The organism is Aetokthonos hydrillicola CCALA 1050, from assembly GCF_017591665.1.
GTDB lineage: Bacteria > Cyanobacteriota > Cyanobacteriia > Cyanobacteriales > Nostocaceae > Aetokthonos > Aetokthonos hydrillicola.
In genome coordinates, this window is the sequence record NZ_JAAKGC010000061.1 from 26,751 (window position 1) to 45,045 (window position 18,295).

Genomic DNA, 18,295 nt, shown 5'->3' on the forward strand with positions numbered 1-18,295 from the left:
ACAAGAAGAGAACGATGTTTCTCTTGAAAATAGCAGTATTATTACGGTGAAATATACTCTAATAACGAGATTTTTTGATATTTATACCTAATGGTTAAGCAGAGATTATAGATGGTATAAATTTTTATTAAAATTGAATTTTTCCCCCCGACTTACTGATTCTTCAAGTTGGTATCACGATAAACGCCCTATAAAGCAGGACTTTCACCAGAAGAAAGTAGAACCCGATGGGCTTGATGTTATATAATGGAGTGCTAAGGAAAATTAATTCTTCGTAATGACTGTTTATTCACAAACATTATTCATCGCCACAGGGCCATTACCTAACCCAGAGACTTTACGAACAGAGCAACCTTCGGAGAGTAAGGTCAAAGATGATCCGTTAATTGCCAAAGGTTGGGAAACCTCGGTTTACGTGGGCTCTGTATTCGTCGTATTAGGTGTCCTTGTCGTTGTAGGAATTTTTAGCCAAAAATTTGAACACGTGGTTACTATGGCCTTGATTCTGACGGCAATTTTAATTGCTTGCTTTTTAGTTATGAGTTTATAACTTGCCACTACCTAATGTCTTCATAAAATTTTTTGAGATAAGTTGTGTTAACGCCAATCCCCCATAAAAAACCAATGTAAAAATAGATGGCAGTTGCTTTCCAACTACCCCAACGTGCTACGCGGCGATCAGAGCTTTGAACAACGCGTTTTACGAGGTAAATTCGTCCTTTTGTAAACAGTCTAAGGCATAAATCCCCATCTTCCATAATTGGTAGCTCCTCATTAAAACCTCCGCAGTCCCAAAAGTCATTTCTACGACAGAACATTACCTGATCGCCAAATAACAAACGTAAGCCCCTCAAAAACATGTGAGGCTTAAACATGAGTGGGGCATAGTAAGTTTTGAGATAATTATGTAGGGAGATGCCCCAACGAGTACTTCGAGAACCTACCATTAAAGAAATAAAACCTCCGCAGGCAATGGCTGGTTCTGCTAAGGTTTGCTCAATCACTGCAATCAAATCATCTGGCACCCAAGTGTCTGCATGAAGTAGGCAAAGAATGTCTCCAGTTGCAGCTCTAGCAGCGTAGTTCATTTGAATGGAACGCCCGCGCTTAGGACAACTGAGAACTTGCAGCTTTATTCCTCGAGCAAATAACTCACAGACGCGCTTTGCTACTTCGATTGTTTGGTCTTCGCTACCGCCATCAACGACTATAACCTCGCCTGCTGGTGGGTCAAGTATAGTTAATTGACGCAACGTGCGATCCAAAACAACCGCCTCATTCAAAGTCGGAATAATAATCGAAACACAAGGCATAAAATTTTTGCACCCTATTGTCCCATTACCGCATCAGATCTCAGCAGTTTAGCCCACGTTGCATTGTAGGGATGTATAAGTTTTGCTGAATGGTCGTCTTTAAAAACTGGCCGTTTTTCATTCGCCCACTGGAAGATGCCACCACTCAAGTTAAAGACCCTGGAAAAGCCCTGTATTTGAATTTGCTCGGCAACTCTAGCACTTCTATAGCCTACCGAACAGTATACAACAATAGGAGTCTCTTTCGCAACGGTTAAGCATTGAGATAAATTAGGCTCTGTTGGGTCAATTCGCTGGGCTGCTTTTAAATGACTAACGTTGTACTCCACCTGAGTCCGTGCGTCGAGCAAAAGTGGTTGTGGTTTGGTTTTTTGTTCTAACCACTGAGCAAATTCTTTAGTCGTAATCTGGCGGACTCTGGGGAACTTAACCTTTATGACGAGTGTTACGAAGCTAAGAGCAACAGAACGGATGAGAGCTAGTCCAATTAATCGCACCATTTTCTTTATTCATAACAATAGTTAAATTTTCATAAAAATTTTAATAATCCTGCTATACTTTTTATATTGTTTGATGATAAGTTTAGTGTTCCTCGGAAATCGCAGAGTTTAGCGTTAATCAAAAACGTACTAAGAACCTGTGGTAGATTCATTTGTAAAACATTACATCGACTTTTGGTGAAAAAATAAAATGAGTGCAAGTCTCCTAAAACTGCACAAATGGTTATTTTTGTGCCACTATGCGTCTACAATGTTAACAAAGCAACGACTTTTAAGTTGTTTGGTGGTGATTACCGTACAAAACCGAATTTTAAGGGACACAGTAGAGAAAGCTATGGTATAGTTAAGAAGTTAAGACTAGCTTAGCCAAAGTATAGGACTCTACGCATAGGCAATAATTCCACAACAACGGAAAGCAGTTTTGATTAAGCATTTACTAAACCAAATCAGAATTTAATTGAGCTTATGACTCAGAAAGTGATTCACCCAATGGTGAAATTGCAGCGAAACGTGCAATCGCTCATAGATTCACAAATTATCAAGCCAACCGATAGCATTTGGAAGATCGCTTTGCTTTACGGCAATGACTGGCAGCACTGGAAAAAGGAACTGCTAGACTTCGGCTTCAGTATGCAAGACCCGGTTAGCGAACTGTTGGCAGTAGAAGCTTGGGATGAGGATTAGAAATTGTTTTTTGTTGGTTGTTTTGTTAGACAACTAACGACTAACCAATCAAAAGGCTCCTAAGCTTTACATTCTGCTAATGCTGTTGCCAACTCTTTAGCCGTTTGGTAACGGTCTCGTGGCATTTGTTCTGTGGCACGGTCAATCACTACCCTTAACTCAGGAGTGATTGTTGGAATACTACTGACATCAAATCTAAAATTTCGTCCTCGCTGGCGATAATACCTGATAGGGTGTTCGCCGGTGAGAAGAAATATTAATGTTGGTCCAATAGCATACAAATCTGATTGAGTTAATGGTTGACCTCGCTCCTGCTCAGGAGCACAGTAACCATCTGCACCAATACGGGTTCCAGGTGTTGTACCAATTTCCTTAACAGCACCAAAATCTAATACGACTATGTGATTATCAGCATTTCGCACCATTAAATTGGCGGGTTTGATATCGCGGTGAATAAGTGGAGGGTTTTGGCTATGGAGATAGTTTAAGATGTCACACGTTTGGATCATCCAAGCGATCGCGTCATTTGGGGTTACTGGGCCCTTTAAATAAATAAGCTTTTCTAAATCTTGTCCGTGGACTAGTTCCATCGCCAAATATTTTTTCCCACCTTCCACGAAGAAGTCGTAATATCTAGGAATTCCAGGATAATTCAGAGATTTAAGAGTGTGGGCTTCCCGTTCAAATAATTCTTGCGCCTTGGCAATTTTCGCCATATCCGCATTCATTTGCTTCAACACCAATAGTTGTGGAGAGCCGGTAATGCTTCCCGTACCATCCCAAGCTAAATAGGTGGTACCCATACCTCCTTGTCCCAAGATTTTTAACACCTGATAGTGGCGAATTATCTGTTTCACTGAGATAGGTTGCCCGCAGCGAATACAAAATAAATTGTTAGGTGAATTACCTTCATGGGTGCAACTATAAGGTGAAGTTACAGGCTCCTTTGTCTGTGTTGTTGGCTGCTCCACTTGGAATTTTAGGATCGGACCTCCCTTTGCCAGTTGCAGCACCGCGTTGTCTGGCAACAGGTTATCACCTGCGACCAAAGTTCCGTTTAGAAAAGTGCCATTTGTACCTTGACTAATAACTCGCCAAGTCACACCATTGTGACCAGAGCTAATTTTAGTAATTTCTAAATGATGTCGAGAAACTAAACTATCGTTTAAAACTATGTCATTATCACCTGCTCGGCCAATCCGAATGACGGATTGATCTTTAAAAGACCACTCTTTAAGGGCAGTCTTCTTTTGCGGTTCTAACAAGGTTAGCGTCACCATAAAGGAGTAGGGGGAAAGAGCAGGGAGCAGGGAGTAGGGAGCAGGGAGTAGGGAGCAGGGGGCAGGGAGCAATTTTGACTTTTGACTTTTGACTTTTGACTTCCCCGCAGGGGTGCCCCATGCCCATTTATAAGCTAGGGCGTACTTTTGCCCTAATGACTACGGCAGTAATATTGTCATGACCATTGTAATTGTTTGCTAAATCAATTAAATCGCTAACACCATTTTCCAGACTTGTACCAGAATTTAAGAGGGGTTGTAAGTGAGTTCTCCAATGACTTTCCAATAGCTCATTATCTGATAATCCGTCTGAAGCAAGCAAGAAAAGTGTATCTTCATCGATCTCCAAAAATTGAACGTCAGGAGCGATAAAGTTTTCATCGCGAGGTCCTAAAGCTTGGGTAAGTTGGTATGCATCTGGGCGAGAGTAGGCAACGTTAGGCTCGATCCCTCGGGAAATTTCTCGTTGACCCACTTCATGATCTGTTGTGATTTGCTCGAGTTCCTTCTTCCGAGTTAAGCGATAAAGGCGGCTATCTCCTACGTGAGCCACGGCCACCTGAGTTCCTTGAATTAAGAGTATAATTAGGGTTGTACCCATACGCCCCAAACCAGAGCGAGCATCTTGTTGATTCATATCGTAGATGGCTCTGTTTGCTTGGCGTACTGCCTCACGGATCTGATCTTCGGTTGGTAGTTGGTTAGAAACCCAATGATTTTTAAAGTATTGTCTCAGGCTATCCACTGCTAAGGCACTCGCTACCTCACCACCTGCGTGTCCACCCATCCCATCACACAGGATATATAAACCGCGTGCCTGTATAGTACGATTGTTGGGCAGTTCTACCTTGTTAATTTCGGTTTCAATACCAAAGTAGTCTTCGTTATGATCCCGTTGACGCCCTACATTAGTTAGTCCTGCATTTTCTAAACTAACTAACTGCATTGGTAAAACAACAGTTGACACGTCATCGCTCTTGGATGCGCTTTCTTCCTTTTCATCTAATTGTAAAATTGTGGGTGATGCACTGCTGTTGTCCACTGGTGTGGAATTCTCTTCAAGTTCAACAGCGATCGCTTGCAAGCAGACTTGCAACTCTTTTAGTGTGTTAAACTTACCTAATTCTATATCCCCTAATAACTGTAATATCGAGCCAAACTGAGTGCGTTGAGACTGCTTAAATAGGGTCTGCCAAACTCGCCCTAAAGTTTTTATTGAGAAAGGCTGGTCTTGTGTACTGGCTGTTTGTGTTTCTCCTTCTTGTAGAGATTGATTTGTTATGGAGTATAAATCCTTTGCTATCTGTGTGCTTTGGGGTTCCGCATACAGACGTTGTAGTGCAACTGCTTGATCTTCATCTAATCTCAGATTTGACCACTCTAAAAGACTTTGCCGACAATTTATTGTTTCTAGTAATCCCCAAAGTTGGGTCATTTGATAGAAGCAATGTACGATTTGTAAAGAACTCGTTGTATCTTGTCGCCATAGCTCCAATAAATGCTGCCAATTTGAGCGGTCTTCGATTAAGACTACCTGGATATCTTGATGTTGCCATGCATCATGAATTGTTGGTATACCGAGATTGTGGTGAGATTGCAGGGCAATATACCGCTTAGCGAGGTCGCTTATTCCATCTGTATCCAGTGATGTTGTGGCTAATCCCTTTTGCTGATTTTCTAGGATTGCACTTAGTGGTGATACTTCATACGGCTGACAGTCTAAAACTCTTACACTCACCTCAACTTCAGTGCCAATGTCCTCTTCCCTTGGTAAAGATTCTAGGAGTTGATAACGCTGTTGAGGATCCAGATAAGAGCCAGCAGAGAGATTGAGGAGAGCCAGCGTCGTCTGCGGTTGTTCCGACTTAAGGCTACTGGCGAGAGCAGGGAGAACGAAACCTATGCCTTGCTCGAGTTGTTCTATTTCCTCTTTTTGTGTTGTGTCAACCACGTTTTTGGCAATAATCGCCAACCAAACGGTTCCGCACTCCGCGCCGCAATTGTAACAATATTGTGTATTTAGAGCTACTTCAGCGGCGCATTTGGGACAGACCTTATGGGTCAGGGAAGTGCCACAGTTTTGACAAAATTTGTTGCTATTGGGGTTTTCAAATTTACAATGGGGGCAAATCAGCATTGTGGAAGTTCCTTAATTCCCGTTCCAAAGTGCTTATAGCCACTAAGAGCCAAGGTTCCCTAACAGGCAGCACTTCTTTCTATAGTAAACTTACGAATGATAATAATTTCAAATGTTAATTTTTGTGGCGGCTAGTCTTAATTTTTACTTATTTTAACTAAAAACTTCTGATATTCACAAGTCTATTAACAATGGTAATTCAATAGTAAAGTATGTAAAGTTACATTGACTTCCAACCTGAATTGTTCCTCCTAAATGCTTAATCAGTTTTTGTACTAGTGCTAGTCCTAAACCCGTGCCACCCTGCTTTTTAGGATCATTACTAGGAATGCGATAAAACTTCTCGAAAATACGTGGTAATTCATGAGATGGAATTTCAACACCAAAGTTGGTCACTGTTAATTGAAGGTTATTAGCTTCTAATTCGGCACTAATAGTAATTGTTTCACCCGTAGGACTAAATTTACACGCATTGGTAAGTAACTCTATTAATATACGTTCTAAACTAAATGGATCACAAATAAGCGGAGGTAGATTAGGTGCTATATCTAGTTGTAGCTTATGATCACAGCAGTTGTGGTTGCGCGCGTTAAATAATGCTATCACTTGTTCAACCCACTCCTGGACTCGAATCGTTTCCAAGACAAGCGGCTTATTGCTTGTATCTAGGCGCTGTAAGTCTAGGAAATTGTTGATCAAGTTGATCTCGCGATCGCATTCATTAGTTAAGATCTGGAAGTAGCGAGCCGCTTTATAAAACTCCGTTTGCGGCTTTGCCATTTCTGCGAAAAAGTTGTGATTTTGATTCAGTGAGATGCCCAACATCTGGATTGCCATTTTCATATTGGTCAGTGGCGTCCGTAATTCATGGGAAACAGTACTTAGAAATTCTTCTTTAAGCCGGTTTAGACTATTAGTCTCATCTATGTGTGCTTGCACCATCTGTTGGCTTTGTGTAAGAGCAGCTTCTGCATCAGCAAGAGCCTGAGAGTCTTCAGCCTGTTTGTAGGCAGTGATGTCCTCCCAAACCATCATAATTATTGGATTTTTTTCTCTATCAGGTAATATTACCCGTGCCACAACTTTTACCCACTGGATTTTATTGGTAGGGCAAGCCAACTGAAATTCCCAACTAGTCAATACCTCTAGAGGTGTTTCAGTTAATAGTCCTATCAACGCATTAGCTAACTTTTGCTGATCTTTTGATGCCAACAATTGAAAAATGGGTTTTTGTATCAATTCTTCAGGAGCATAACCAAGATACTCTGCCCCAAATGGGTTTACAGACAAAATTGACCCATTTGCGTCTAAGCTAAAATATACGCAAGGTATATTTTCATACATTGTACGATAGAACCAAAGTTGTTCTTGGGTACGACGTAGGGTTTGTATACAAAGTTCTAACTCTGAAGATCGATCACACACAAATTCGAGATTTGTGGGCATTGTCGATATTGTATCTCTATCTTGGCAGGTGTAATGCGAGCTTGACTGCTGATTGCTGCTCATAAAACTTAAACTTGCACCCAAGAGCCGGTGTTAGGAGGAAATAATCTTAAAAGAAGAGTATTATAATGCTTTTTCGGAAAATTGTCGAAAAAAAAGGGCATAGGGCATGGGGCATGGGGCATGGGGCATAGGGCATGGGGCATAGAGGATTTCACCTCTGCTCAAGAGCTCCCCTACTAAGAGATCCCTGTTTCCTACTTCCTCTTTCCAACAATGCCAGTTCACTGGGGTTAAGATTGCGCCATTGACCAGGTTGTAAGCCATCTAATTGTAAGTGGGCTATACTTACCCTGACTAATCGCAATGTTGGAAATCCTACAGACGCGGTCATTCGGCGCACTTGACGATTTTTACCTTCGGTTAAAGTCATTTCTAGCCAAGCTGTTGGGACATTTTTACGAAATCTAATAGGCGGATCGCGCTCAGGAAGTAACGGTTCTTCCGTTAATAACCTTACCTTTGCAGGTCGAGTCCGGTAATCTTGAATTTGCACACCTGCTTGTAGCTTAGCTAAAGCTTCTGCATCAGGAATCCTCTCAACTTGTACCAAGTAAGTACGCTCGTGTTTAAACTTTGGATGAGAAAGGCGATGCTGCAACTGCCCGTTGTTTGTCAACAGCAGTAAGCCTTCACTGTCCCAATCCAAACGCCCTACAGGATATATATCAGAAATAGATAGATAATCCTTCAGGGTGCTACGAGTGGGAGTATCTTTGGTAAACTGACTCAGAACGCCATAAGGTTTATAAAAGATAATATACCGGTATTGATGTGCCATAAGTTGAGTTTTTTGTTTCAACCCTTAATTAAAGTGGTAAGATTAGTCTCATGCTAGGGGTGCCTGTCACAACAGGCTGAGATTACACCCTTAACACCTGAGTCCGGGTAATACCGGCGGAGGGAAGCTGTTTATTGAGGGAATCAAATATGCGGACACAATGGGTTTCTCTGCGACGTGGGCAAAGCAATGTTACCCAAATGTACTACGCTCGTCAGGGTATCATCACCGAAGAAATGCGTTACGTTGCCCAACGTGAAAATCTTCCCTGTGAGTTAATTCAACAAGAAGTAGCGCGGGGAAGAATGATTATCCCTGCTAACATCAATCACACTAATTTGGAACCAATGTGTATTGGCATTGCTTCCAAGTGTAAGGTGAATGCTAATATCGGTGCCTCTCCCAACTCTTCTAACTTAGACGAAGAAGTTGCAAAACTTCAACTGGCGGTGAAGTACGGTGCTGATACTGTCATGGATCTCTCTACTGGTGGGGGGAATTTAGACCAAATTCGTACTGCTATTATCAAAGCTTCACCTGTTCCAATTGGGACTGTACCCGTATACCAAGCTTTAGAAGGTGTCCACGGCAACATAGAAAGACTAACACCAGATGACTTTCTGCATGTAATTTCCAAACACGCGGAGCAAGGCGTGGATTACATGACAATCCATGCTGGAATTTTGATTGAGCATTTGCCTTTGGTAAGGGGTCGCATTACTGGGATTGTGTCTCGTGGTGGCGGAATTTTAGCAAGATGGATGTTGCATCATCACAAGCAAAACCCGCTTTATACACACTTTCAAGATATCATCGAAATTTTTAAGAAATACGATGTTTCCTTCAGTTTAGGTGATTCGCTGCGTCCTGGTTGTACTCACGATGCTTCTGATGCTGCACAATTAAGCGAACTAAAAACCCTAGGACAATTGACTCGTAAAGCGTGGGAACACGACGTACAGGTAATGGTAGAAGGTCCAGGACACGTACCAATGGATCAAATCGAGTTTAACGTCAGAAAGCAAATGGAAGAGTGTTCTGAAGCACCTTTCTACGTGCTAGGACCGTTGGTAACAGATATTGCTCCCGGTTATGACCACATCACCTCAGCCATTGGAGCAGCCTTAGCTGGGTGGTATGGTACCGCTATGCTATGTTATGTCACACCGAAAGAACATTTAGGATTGCCCAACGCTGAAGATGTACGCAATGGTTTGATTGCTTACAAAATAGCTGCTCACGCTGCGGATATTGCTAGACATCGTCCAGGAGCAAGAGAGCGGGATGATCAAATGTCTCATGCCCGTTATAACTTTGACTGGAACCGTCAGTTTGAATTAGCACTCGATCCTGAAAGAGCTAGAGAATATCACGATGAAACCCTCCCAGCAGATATTTATAAAACTGCTGAGTTTTGCTCGATGTGCGGTCCTAAGTTTTGCCCAATGCAAACAAAAGTTGATGCTGATGCATTGACCGAACTAGAAAAGTTCTTGGCAAAAGATAAAGAAGCCGTAACAAGTTAGAGAGGGAGCAGGGGTTATCAGTGAACAGTAAACAGTTATCAGTGATCAAGGTGTAGGTCGGGGTGTTTCGCGTTCCTATAAACACAAGATTCTTGGCTGATAACTGATAACTGATAACTGATAACTGTTAATCCCCTAATTCCCGATACCGCTTTTCAAGTTCTGGTATTGTAAATACTGCTTCAAAGTTTAATCCGACTGATTGATAGAACTGTGCTGCACCTTGCTGTCTATCTACTAGTGAAATAACTTGGTTTACGGTATAACCCGCTTCTTTTAAGCGTTCAACGGCTTTCATTGCAGATTGTCCGGTGGTGATAGTATCTTCAACAACCACAACTTTTGCTCCGTCTGGCAGTTTGGGACCTTCGATATATGCCTTTGTCCCGTAACCTTTAGCTTCTTTCCGAATAATCAGTGCGGCAATTGGTTTATTTTCATAGGCAGATACTACACTCACAGCACTGACAATTGGATCTGCCCCTAGCGTTAAGCCAGCTACAGCTTCAGTACCAGATGGTAGTAAAGATAACAAAATGCGACCAACTGCTAAAGCACCCAAAGGGTGAAGTGTGACATGTTTACCGTTAATGTAATACGAGCTACGCTGCCCTGAAGAGAGGACAAAATCACCCTCTTGATATGCCAGTTGACAAAATAAATCCAATAATTTTTGACGTACGGTACTCAGATCGGCAGTAGCAGCCCAGGAATCTGAGTTAGTAAGGGTTTGGGCTTGGTAAGTCATTACAATACACAAAAATTTATGTTAAACCAATGGTTGAACTTACAAAAGTTCTCAAATCAAGCATAAGTTAAGATTCGCTTAAAAATAGAGGAATTATCATGATTGGTTTAAATTTCAAAACCCTTTGTGGTTTATTAGTACTATTTGCTAGTATAAATTTTTCTGGTGCTGCTAGAGCTCAAACAGCAACATCTGGTTATGAGAGCCCAAATGACGTCTTTGAAAGAGCTTTTTTTAAAAATGACCCTAACTTCTACGGAAATCAGACTTTCAAGCGTCACATAGACTTAATGTTTGGACCTGGTTCTTTGTTCAAGAACTCCTTCCCAGAAAATGAAATCGCACGAGATGCCGAGTTAGTTAACACTGTTTATCGTGATGCTTTAACCCAACAGGCTAACAACGATCCCTATATTCGGACTCCAGATTTACCAAATCCCTATAACACATCATTGCTGATGTCTCCTCGTCTGAATCCCACTAAACTTCAGACGGGTACCGAATTTCGCTTTGAAACTTTACCACCTAGGTAGTAAACAGTTATCACTTATCAATTATCAGTTATCAGTCAAGAATAAGGTGTTTATCTTAGGGTTTAAGCCTCCCACCATAAGCCTTGATTACTGATAACTGTTCACTGATAACTGTTAAGAGTGCGCCCTACTGGAATCGAACCAGTCTGAAGGCGAATTATGAGTTCGCTGCCTCCCCAATCGGCCAAAGGCGCTTATTTTATTAGGTTTTGATCTGGTGTAAGTGAGTTACTTAACCATACTAACTGATCTTAGCATTAATTAGCTTATCAGATGGTTGTCATTATAGCATGAGTTCAGCAATTTTGGTGGACTCAAGAATCTATACATTTTGTATGGAAGGCTATAATAGCATGTGTGCCGCCATTGGCGATACTTATGGATGGAAAAGATTTGAGTATAAGAATTTCAAAACGAAGAAATGAAAATTCTGGAACGACGTTTTAAGCGAACTACAGGTCCATTGGGTGAGTGGGTACGTTCACTACAAGAGATTTCTCATAGCACATGAAACTAAATTCTACTGTACTTCTAACGCTGAGTTTGTTAACCCTGATGTTGGGTGCTGGTTCTGTGAGTGCTTTTTTGGGATTTGATATTGGAAGCAAAGCACTCAAAGGTGTTACAGCACCAGATGCTCGTCCGACCACTAAATTTGCCACCAGTAAGGCAAATAGTCAGCAACATGGAGGGCTAACGTTATTAAAAGAGGATGAGATTATAAAACTTGTTAAATCACGGATTGAGGGCAAGACCAAGGCCGCTAAATCAAAAAAGCTCGAGGACGAAGACGAGGACAACAGTAGTTCCGATAAACAACAAGATAAAAAACCCCAAGAAGCGGCTGAAGAAAAACCTCAGCTTGGGTTTCCAATCTCCGCACAGAATGGGGGGGTTACCTTTTCTGTACAATCTGCTCGCTTTTCTAGCGGTTCTTTGCTGTTGAAAGTAAAAATGCAGAACAAAGGATCTGAATCTGTACACTTTCTGTATAGTTTTTTGGATGTCACTGACGACAAAGGACGAACACTCAGTGCTAGTGCAGATGGTTTACCAGCAGAATTACCTGGAAATGGTCCATTATTTTCTGGGACAGTCAGTATTCCTACGGCTTTGCTTGATGACGTGAAAAAAATCTCACTCGCCTTGACTGACTATCCCGCTCAAAAACTCCGTTTGGAAGTATTAAATATTCCTATAGAAAAGTAGTCAGTGGTTAGTAGTTAGTGGTTAGTCTTATCCTACTTGAGAGTAAGTATTGGCTCCTCAGAAGGGTTATGATTAATTTTTAACAATCAAACCAACTACTAACAATTTTTACACGATCTTTTACGGTGAGTGGTAATCCTTGCTTAAGTTGGACAGATGTGGGGCTACGATTGTTATCGGTACTATTGCTGATTTCTATCAATGCCTTTTTTGTGACGGCAGAATTTTCAATGGTGACAGTACGGCGATCGCGCATTCACCAACTAGTCGAAGCTGGTGACAGTCAAGCCGTTGCGGTGGAGATGCTTCAACGTAGTATTGACCGACTACTGTCTACAACCCAGTTGGGTATTACCCTCTCTAGTTTGGCTTTGGGGTGGATTGGAGAGAGTACAATTTCTGTGCTAGTTAATTCGTGGTTAAGGGCTGTGCCTTTACCCTCTAGAATGAGTCTGTTTATAGCTCATTCCTTATCTATTCCAATAACTTTTGTTTTAATTGCTTATCTTCAAATCGTCTTAGGTGAACTATGTCCGAAGTCGGTAGCTATGCTGTATTCAGAACAGCTATCGAGATTTTTGGGACCCTCAGTAAGAGCGATCGTCCGATTTTTCAGCCCATTTATCTGGATTCTCAACCAATCAACGCGCTGGCTACTACGACTATTTGGTATTGAATACACAGGTCAAGGTTGGAGACCACCTGTAACTCCCGAAGAGTTGCAACTTATTATTTCTAGAGAAGTTGAATCTACTGGATTTCAAGCGGGAGAACGAGAGCTGCTACAAAACATATTTGAGTTTGGGGATGTGACGGTCCAAGCCATAATGGTTCCTCGTACTAGCATTATAGCCTTGCCTATTAGCACGTCCTTACAAACTTTCCTTAAGGAAGTTGCAACTACATCTCATTCTTGTTACCCAATGATTGGAGAATCTTTAGACGATATTCGTGGCATTATTTACTTTCAAGACCTAGCCGAACCTTTGGCTATGGAAAAACTAACTTTAAGCAATGAAATCCAGCCTTGGATGCGTTCTGCGCAATTTGTACCCGAACACACACCGTTAAATGAACTATTGCCAATCATACTGCAACAAAAGCCAGGTATGGTGATGGTGGTAGATGAATTTGGCGCTACTGTAGGACTAGTTACTATCCAAGATGTGATAGCCCAAATCATCGGTGATTTAGGTGAATCGGGAAACGCTGATGATTTACTGATTCAAATTTTGGATGAGCAAACATTTCTAGTCCAAGCCCAAATAAACCTGGAATACCTCAATGAGGTGTTAGATCTAAATTTAGCCTTAAACAAGGAATACCAAACATTGGGGGGCTTTGTGCTTTACCAACTGCAAAAAATCCCTGATCTTGGGGAAACCTTCTACTATCAAAATATTGAATTCCTTGTGGTATCGGTTATCGGACCACGCTTACACCAAATTCAAATAAGACGATTGGAAGAATAAGGAAGCGGATCAGCTAATCCTAGTTGAGCAAAAGCAGCTAGACGTAAGCGACAAGAATCACAGACGCCGCAAGCTAGTTCGTCACCTGTATAGCAAGACCAAGTCAGCTCCCAGGGAACGCCCAGTCGATTCCCTAACTCGATGATTTCGGTCTTTTTTAAGTGAATTAAGGGGGTGAGAATGGTAATAGGTTGTCCTTCTCTACCCTGTTTTGTGCCTAACCGAAAAACTTCTTGCATTGCGTCAATGTAGTCAGGACGACAATCAGGGTAACCAGAATAATCTAGGGCATTGACACCGATGAAGACACGCTCGGCAAAAACGGCTTCAGCGTAGGCAAGAGCAAAGCTTAGAAATATGGTATTACGGGCTGGTACATAAGTGATAGGGATGTTTTGAGACATTTGGTCTAAGGAACGCTCTTGAGGTAAATCAATAGTTTTATCCGTGAGAGCAGAACCACCCCATAAACGTAGATCGAATTCTACCACCTGATGTTGAACAACCCGAGCCGCAGTCGCGATCGCCGATGCTGACTTTAATTCTCGTTGGTGTCTTTGCTGATAATTAAAAGAAATGGCGTAACATTCATAGCCATCCGCGATCGCTTGATAAAGAACTGTGGAAGAGTCTAATCCCCCAGACAATAAAATTACAGCTTTCATCAGAAAAATTGGGTTTGAAACCCCGTCATTCTAGGACGGCTTTACAATTAATTAGCAACACGCCAACAGTTGTAAGATAAAAACTTACAATCTGTGGGTAGTGCTACTTTAAGTTATGTCGACAAATAGATTTAAAATATTGTAACAAGCTGGTTAAGGTTTGGGTATCATACAAAACAAGGTTTTTTCCGCTCACTCTACACCCTTATAATTTTTTCTTACATCGAAATGCCCTGTTATGATGTCATCGACAAAAAACTTATTAATTTTAATTAAATGCCAATTCTAGTACCATTACGTCTAAATCCCATACTGAGTTTTCCGATTGATAAAAAAACCTTCGTTTTTTTGTATAAACCGTAACAGCAAATTCGAGGAGAATTAAATAGACAAAACAGATCTACGTGGTGGGAACTCATAACTAACTTTGAAATTCTTCATAAATAGAACCTCTATGTTACCATCTGGATGGTTTTAGACGATTTGTCGGTGGCTATCTCAGTATCAAAGCCAAAGACTTAGCGTCTCTAGATTTGGTGGTTGAGGAGAGAATGAGAGTGCAAAACAGCAGCATGTCAGTAGGAGAACAAAATGGTCATGGACATCGCAACCAACTACGACCGATCCGCATAGGCGTAATCGGAGTCGGTAACATGGGACAACATCATGCCCGTGTACTGAGTTCAATGAAAGACGTTGAACTGGTCGGTGTAGCAGATATAAATAGAGAAAGAGGGATAGAAACCGCTAGTAGATATAAAATACGTTTTTTTGAAGACTACTGTGACCTATTGCCCTACGTAGACGCGGTTTGCATTGCCGTCCCTACCCGCTTGCATTTCGCTGTCGGAATTACATGTCTTTTGGCAGGTATTCATGTTTTGATTGAAAAGCCTATTGCTGCAAGTATTTCAGAGGCAGAATCTCTAGTAAATGCTGCTGCTGAGTCGCAGTGTATCCTGCAAGTAGGTCACATTGAAAGATTTAGTCCAGCATTTCAAGAATTAAGCAAAGTGCTGAAAACTGAGCAAATTTTGGCACTCGAAGCCCATCGGATGAGTCCCTACTCAGACCGAGCAAACGATGTCTCTGTTGTGCTAGACTTAATGATTCATGACATTGACCTACTATTGGAATTAGCTGGTTCCCCAGTAGAGAAACTAACCGCTAGCGGTAGTCGTGCTTTAGACTCTGGTTATTTAGATTATGTGACTGCTACCTTAGGCTTTGCTAATGGTATCGTCGCTACCTTAACAGCCAGCAAAGTCACTCATTGTAAAATCCGCCGTATTGCTGCTCATTGCAAAAACTCATTCACTGAGTCAGATTTTCTCAAGAATGAAATTTTAATTCACCGACATACCGCTAGCAATCCTGTGACAGATTACCGTCAAGCACTCTACAGGCAGGATGGGATAATTGAAAAAGTTTATACAAATAACACTGATAAACTGGGGGCAGAACTGGAGCATTTCGTTAACTGTGTGCGTGGTGGTAATCAACCTTCAGTGGGTGGTGAACAAGCTCTGAAAGCTTTACGTTTGGCAAGTTTAATTGAGCAGATGTCTATAGAAGACAACAGGGTTTGGAGTCCATTAGATTGGCAGTCTGAACCAAGAGTGCAATCACTAACTCCTACAGTTTAAAAAGGGAAGATCAAGTCAAAATCTAAAATTTATCGCGACTCTTAGTCGAAAGTGCTACCTGTGAGCTAATGCTTCAAGTGAGGTTTCCCCGCTTGAAGCATTTGATCTTCCAGGGAAATTTCACTAACCTAACTAGGGTTTAATTGTCTCAAATATTTGTTTCATAACTTATGTAAAGTGGTTGTATCCTATAATTCTGGATGGGTGGTTCATGAATGTTCTTTATTTAAGAACGTCCTGTTCCCTACCTAACAGGGTGCAAGCAGCAAAAAGCAGTATGAAGAGGAAAAATTCTTAACCTTTATAGAATAGACAAAAATAAACATTTTTATGTAACAACAAGCGTTTCCTGCGCTAAAATCTGGCAGAAACTTTGCTTTGCTACTCTTGCTTTTACACAGGAGCCTAATGTAGCTTAGCTCTAACTGATGTATTCAGTAATTGTAAGTAGATATCTAGCTTAGGTGTCCTTACCGATAATTACTGATATACGCATTTTTGTAAGATGACCGTCAGCACCCCGACCTGAAGGACGGGGCTTCTCCCAAGGGGAGACCCTAACGCGTAGTTTACTTCCCCGTTCGCGCAGCGTCTCCGTAAGGAGAAGGGGTACGTGCCTCCCCTTTAGGGATAGCTGACCCGTCTAAGTGTTTCGCGCACTACGTTACTGGTAAGCGTTTAAGCTCCTACCTACAGATACATTCGCCAGTCTGTAGCTCTAGAACCAAATGGCTAAACAGGCTTATCGGGTTAAGCCAGTGTTGTTTGGAAAGTACCGACCAGTAACTTTGACAAGGCTAACATCACTCCCTTTTGGGAAGGCTCTTTGGAGCAAAACCATTATGCGTATAGGGCGAAAAACTTGAAATGGTAATTGTCCCATTGAAAGTACAGCACAACGGTACACCGGGTTGAGTAGCCCCAAGGCGGTAGTGGAAAAATATAAAGGTTAAAGCTAAGTAAATACTAGGAGCTTTCATGACAGACCAACCTTCCGCAGCGACCCCAATGAATGCTGCTGCTATACCAATGAATAGAGTGTCGGCATCTACTCCAATCAATGCTAACCCTGTTACACCAAATGTCAGCACTACCACTGGAAAAAAGATTCTCAGTGTTGATTTAGGTAGAACTTCCACAAAGACTTGTGTTAGCCGTGAGCCTAATAATGTAGTGTTTGCCTCTGCTAATGTCAAGCAAATGACAATGGAACAGGTACGAGGAGGTGTTTTTGAAACTCGTGCTACAGACCCGTTGATGGATCTGTGGCTAGAGTATCAAGGCAAAGGCTATGCTGTTGGTCAATTGGCAGCCGACTTTGGTGCAGATCTAGGAGTCGGTCAATCTAAGGTTGAAGATGCGCTGGTTAAAGTTTTATCGTGTGCTGGCTATTTCAAACTCAAAGATGAAATCTCAGTTGTGCTTGGACTACCCTACCATTCCCAAGAGCAATTTGAACGAGAAAAAGCACAAATGATTAGTCAGGTGAGTGGTCCTCATGTGATGAACTTTCGTGGCGAATCTGTCTCACTGAATGTTACTAAGGTTTGGGTGATGCCAGAAGGCTATGGTAGCTTACTTTGGTGTGAAGCTCAACCTAAGAAAGGTGCTACAATTCCTGATTTTACTAAAGTATCCGTAGCAATTGTAGATATTGGGCACCAAACCACTGATTGTTTAATGATTGATAATTTCCGCTTCGCCCGAGGTGCTTCTAAGAGCGAAGATTTTGGAATGAGCAAGTTTTACGAACTCGTTGCAGCTGAAGTTGAAGGAGCAGACAGTCAATCGCTGTCTCTGATTTCTGCTGTTAACAAACCTAAAGGCGAGCGCTTCTACCGTCCTAGAGGTGCAAGTAAACCTACCAATTTAGACGATTTTCTGCCCAACCTGATAGAAATGTTTTCTCGTGAAATTTGTAGCCGTGTGCTAGCATGGCTACCGGAGCGTGTTACTGATGTGATTCTCACCGGAGGTGGTGGAGAATTTTTCTGGGAAGACGTTCAACGCTTGCTAAAAGAAGCAAAAATTAATGCCCATTTAGCGGCTCCATCACGGCAGGCTAATGCTTTAGGGCAGTATATTTATGGAGAGGCACAGTTATCCTCTGCTCGTAGGCCTTAAAACTAATGTTCCAATGGTCAAAAAAGGTAGTTAAATCCGTTACTTTCTCCCCAGTGATGAACTTCTCCAACTAAAAGTAGGTCACGATAAACCTCAACAACTGCTGTCAAAGGATTCAACCAAAACACCAAGTTCCGCCACTGCGGTGGAATTGATGAAGCGGGATAAATA

At 41.8% G+C, this 18,295-nt stretch carries 16 protein-coding genes, 1 tRNA gene, 1 pseudogene and 1 riboswitch; of the genes and pseudogenes, 8 read left to right on the forward strand and 10 right to left on the reverse strand.

Going from position 1 to position 18,295, the window contains the following annotated elements:
* The first annotated feature begins 277 nt into the window (after positions 1-277).
* Positions 278-550: a hypothetical protein gene (locus G4P69_RS24885; protein WP_208339851.1), complete on the forward strand. Its 273-nt coding sequence runs from the start codon at positions 278-280 to the stop codon at positions 548-550.
* A gap of 7 nt (positions 551-557) precedes the next feature.
* Here the strand turns inward: G4P69_RS24885 and G4P69_RS24890 are convergent, their stop codons facing one another.
* Together G4P69_RS24890 and G4P69_RS24895 are read right to left on the reverse strand one after the other, a co-directional pair.
* Complete coding sequence (locus tag G4P69_RS24890) at positions 558-1,313, reverse strand: TIGR04283 family arsenosugar biosynthesis glycosyltransferase (protein WP_208339850.1); 756 nt, start codon at positions 1,311-1,313, stop codon at positions 558-560.
* Between the two features lie 14 nt (positions 1,314-1,327).
* A complete protein-coding gene (locus G4P69_RS24895) occupies positions 1,328-1,813 on the reverse strand; it encodes a rhodanese-like domain-containing protein (protein WP_208339849.1) in 486 nt (161 codons plus the stop codon).
* A 465-nt stretch (positions 1,814-2,278) separates the two neighbouring features.
* Here G4P69_RS24895 and G4P69_RS24900 point away from each other — a divergent pair, with 465 nt between their 5' ends.
* Positions 2,279-2,497 (forward strand): DUF4327 family protein, encoded by a 219-nt coding sequence (locus tag G4P69_RS24900; protein ID WP_208339848.1) that lies wholly within the window; start codon positions 2,279-2,281, stop codon positions 2,495-2,497.
* Positions 2,498-2,556: 59 nt separating this feature from the next.
* On the opposite strand, the gene G4P69_RS24905 is transcribed toward G4P69_RS24900, so the two are convergent.
* The 4 genes from G4P69_RS24905 to G4P69_RS24920 form a co-directional block, all read right to left on the reverse strand.
* Positions 2,557-3,777, reverse strand: coding sequence for an FHA domain-containing serine/threonine-protein kinase (locus tag G4P69_RS24905; RefSeq protein WP_208351959.1), 1,221 nt, complete (start codon positions 3,775-3,777; stop codon positions 2,557-2,559).
* A gap of 127 nt (positions 3,778-3,904) precedes the next feature.
* Complete coding sequence (locus G4P69_RS24910; protein WP_208351960.1) at positions 3,905-5,914, reverse strand: serine/threonine phosphatase; 2,010 nt, start codon at positions 5,912-5,914, stop codon at positions 3,905-3,907.
* 174 nt (positions 5,915-6,088) lie between these two features.
* The gene (locus tag G4P69_RS24915; RefSeq protein ID WP_390693022.1) at positions 6,089-7,360 is read right to left on the reverse strand and encodes a PAS domain-containing sensor histidine kinase; all 1,272 of its coding nucleotides are present in this window, start codon (positions 7,358-7,360) and stop codon (positions 6,089-6,091) included.
* A gap of 214 nt (positions 7,361-7,574) precedes the next feature.
* Positions 7,575-8,201, reverse strand: coding sequence for a pseudouridine synthase (locus G4P69_RS24920; RefSeq protein ID WP_208351965.1), 627 nt, complete (start codon positions 8,199-8,201; stop codon positions 7,575-7,577).
* Between the two features lie 45 nt (positions 8,202-8,246).
* Positions 8,247-8,343: riboswitch (TPP riboswitch) on the forward strand.
* A 7-nt stretch (positions 8,344-8,350) separates the two neighbouring features.
* On the opposite strand from G4P69_RS24920, the gene thiC reads away from it, so the two are divergent.
* Positions 8,351-9,727 carry a phosphomethylpyrimidine synthase gene (gene thiC, locus G4P69_RS24925; protein WP_208351968.1) on the forward strand — a complete coding sequence of 459 codons (1,377 nt, stop codon included), beginning with the start codon at positions 8,351-8,353 and terminating at the stop codon, positions 9,725-9,727.
* A 127-nt stretch (positions 9,728-9,854) separates the two neighbouring features.
* Here thiC and pyrE read toward each other — a convergent pair whose 3' ends face one another.
* Positions 9,855-10,475, reverse strand: coding sequence for an orotate phosphoribosyltransferase (pyrE, locus tag G4P69_RS24930; RefSeq protein ID WP_208351971.1), 621 nt, complete (start codon positions 10,473-10,475; stop codon positions 9,855-9,857).
* A gap of 101 nt (positions 10,476-10,576) precedes the next feature.
* Here pyrE and G4P69_RS24935 point away from each other — a divergent pair, with 101 nt between their 5' ends.
* Positions 10,577-11,008 (forward strand): hypothetical protein, encoded by a 432-nt coding sequence (locus G4P69_RS24935; RefSeq protein ID WP_208351985.1) that lies wholly within the window; start codon positions 10,577-10,579, stop codon positions 11,006-11,008.
* Positions 11,009-11,129: 121 nt separating this feature from the next.
* On the opposite strand, the gene G4P69_RS24940 is transcribed toward G4P69_RS24935, so the two are convergent.
* Positions 11,130-11,202, reverse strand: a tRNA-Met gene (locus tag G4P69_RS24940).
* 313 nt (positions 11,203-11,515) lie between these two features.
* Between G4P69_RS24940 and G4P69_RS24945 the strand changes: the two genes are divergently transcribed.
* On the forward strand, positions 11,516-12,217 hold the full coding sequence (locus G4P69_RS24945; protein WP_208351974.1) for a hypothetical protein: 702 nt from the start codon (positions 11,516-11,518) through the stop codon (positions 12,215-12,217).
* A 125-nt stretch (positions 12,218-12,342) separates the two neighbouring features.
* Positions 12,343-13,689 (forward strand): hemolysin family protein, encoded by a 1,347-nt coding sequence (locus G4P69_RS24950; protein ID WP_208351977.1) that lies wholly within the window; start codon positions 12,343-12,345, stop codon positions 13,687-13,689.
* On the opposite strand, the gene queC is transcribed toward G4P69_RS24950, so the two are convergent.
* Complete coding sequence (gene queC, locus G4P69_RS24955; protein WP_208346615.1) at positions 13,665-14,354, reverse strand: 7-cyano-7-deazaguanine synthase QueC; 690 nt, start codon at positions 14,352-14,354, stop codon at positions 13,665-13,667. The two genes, G4P69_RS24950 and queC, sit on opposite strands and share 25 nt — an antisense overlap.
* A gap of 551 nt (positions 14,355-14,905) precedes the next feature.
* Between queC and G4P69_RS24960 the strand changes: the two genes are divergently transcribed.
* Both G4P69_RS24960 and G4P69_RS24965 read left to right on the forward strand, forming a co-directional pair.
* A complete protein-coding gene (locus G4P69_RS24960; RefSeq protein ID WP_208351980.1) occupies positions 14,906-16,000 on the forward strand; it encodes a Gfo/Idh/MocA family protein in 1,095 nt (364 codons plus the stop codon).
* Positions 16,001-16,978: 978 nt separating this feature from the next.
* The gene (locus G4P69_RS24965) at positions 16,979-18,124 is read left to right on the forward strand and encodes a ParM/StbA family protein (protein ID WP_208351983.1); all 1,146 of its coding nucleotides are present in this window, start codon (positions 16,979-16,981) and stop codon (positions 18,122-18,124) included.
* A 44-nt stretch (positions 18,125-18,168) separates the two neighbouring features.
* Here G4P69_RS24965 and G4P69_RS39460 read toward each other — a convergent pair.
* A pseudogene (locus G4P69_RS39460) lies at positions 18,169-18,295 on the reverse strand (ABC transporter permease); the annotation flags it as partial.

Coding starts and splice junctions, on each gene's coding strand:
- queC (WP_208346615.1), bottom strand. CDS start 14,354: ATGAAAGCTGTAATTTTATTGTCTGGGGGATTAGACTCTTCCACAGTT.
- G4P69_RS24885 (WP_208339851.1), top strand. CDS start 278: ATGACTGTTTATTCACAAACATTATTCATCGCCACAGGGCCATTACCT.
- G4P69_RS24915 (WP_390693022.1), bottom strand. CDS start 7,360: ATGCCCACAAATCTCGAATTTGTGTGTGATCGATCTTCAGAGTTAGAA.
- pyrE (WP_208351971.1), bottom strand. CDS start 10,475: ATGACTTACCAAGCCCAAACCCTTACTAACTCAGATTCCTGGGCTGCT.
- G4P69_RS24905 (WP_208351959.1), bottom strand. CDS start 3,777: ATGGTGACGCTAACCTTGTTAGAACCGCAAAAGAAGACTGCCCTTAAA.
- G4P69_RS24960 (WP_208351980.1), top strand. CDS start 14,906: ATGAGAGTGCAAAACAGCAGCATGTCAGTAGGAGAACAAAATGGTCAT.
- G4P69_RS24900 (WP_208339848.1), top strand. CDS start 2,279: ATGACTCAGAAAGTGATTCACCCAATGGTGAAATTGCAGCGAAACGTG.
- thiC (WP_208351968.1), top strand. CDS start 8,351: ATGCGGACACAATGGGTTTCTCTGCGACGTGGGCAAAGCAATGTTACC.
- G4P69_RS24920 (WP_208351965.1), bottom strand. CDS start 8,201: ATGGCACATCAATACCGGTATATTATCTTTTATAAACCTTATGGCGTT.
- G4P69_RS24945 (WP_208351974.1), top strand. CDS start 11,516: ATGAAACTAAATTCTACTGTACTTCTAACGCTGAGTTTGTTAACCCTG.
- G4P69_RS24890 (WP_208339850.1), bottom strand. CDS start 1,313: ATGCCTTGTGTTTCGATTATTATTCCGACTTTGAATGAGGCGGTTGTT.
- G4P69_RS24895 (WP_208339849.1), bottom strand. CDS start 1,813: ATGGTGCGATTAATTGGACTAGCTCTCATCCGTTCTGTTGCTCTTAGC.
- G4P69_RS24910 (WP_208351960.1), bottom strand. CDS start 5,914: ATGCTGATTTGCCCCCATTGTAAATTTGAAAACCCCAATAGCAACAAA.
- G4P69_RS24965 (WP_208351983.1), top strand. CDS start 16,979: ATGACAGACCAACCTTCCGCAGCGACCCCAATGAATGCTGCTGCTATA.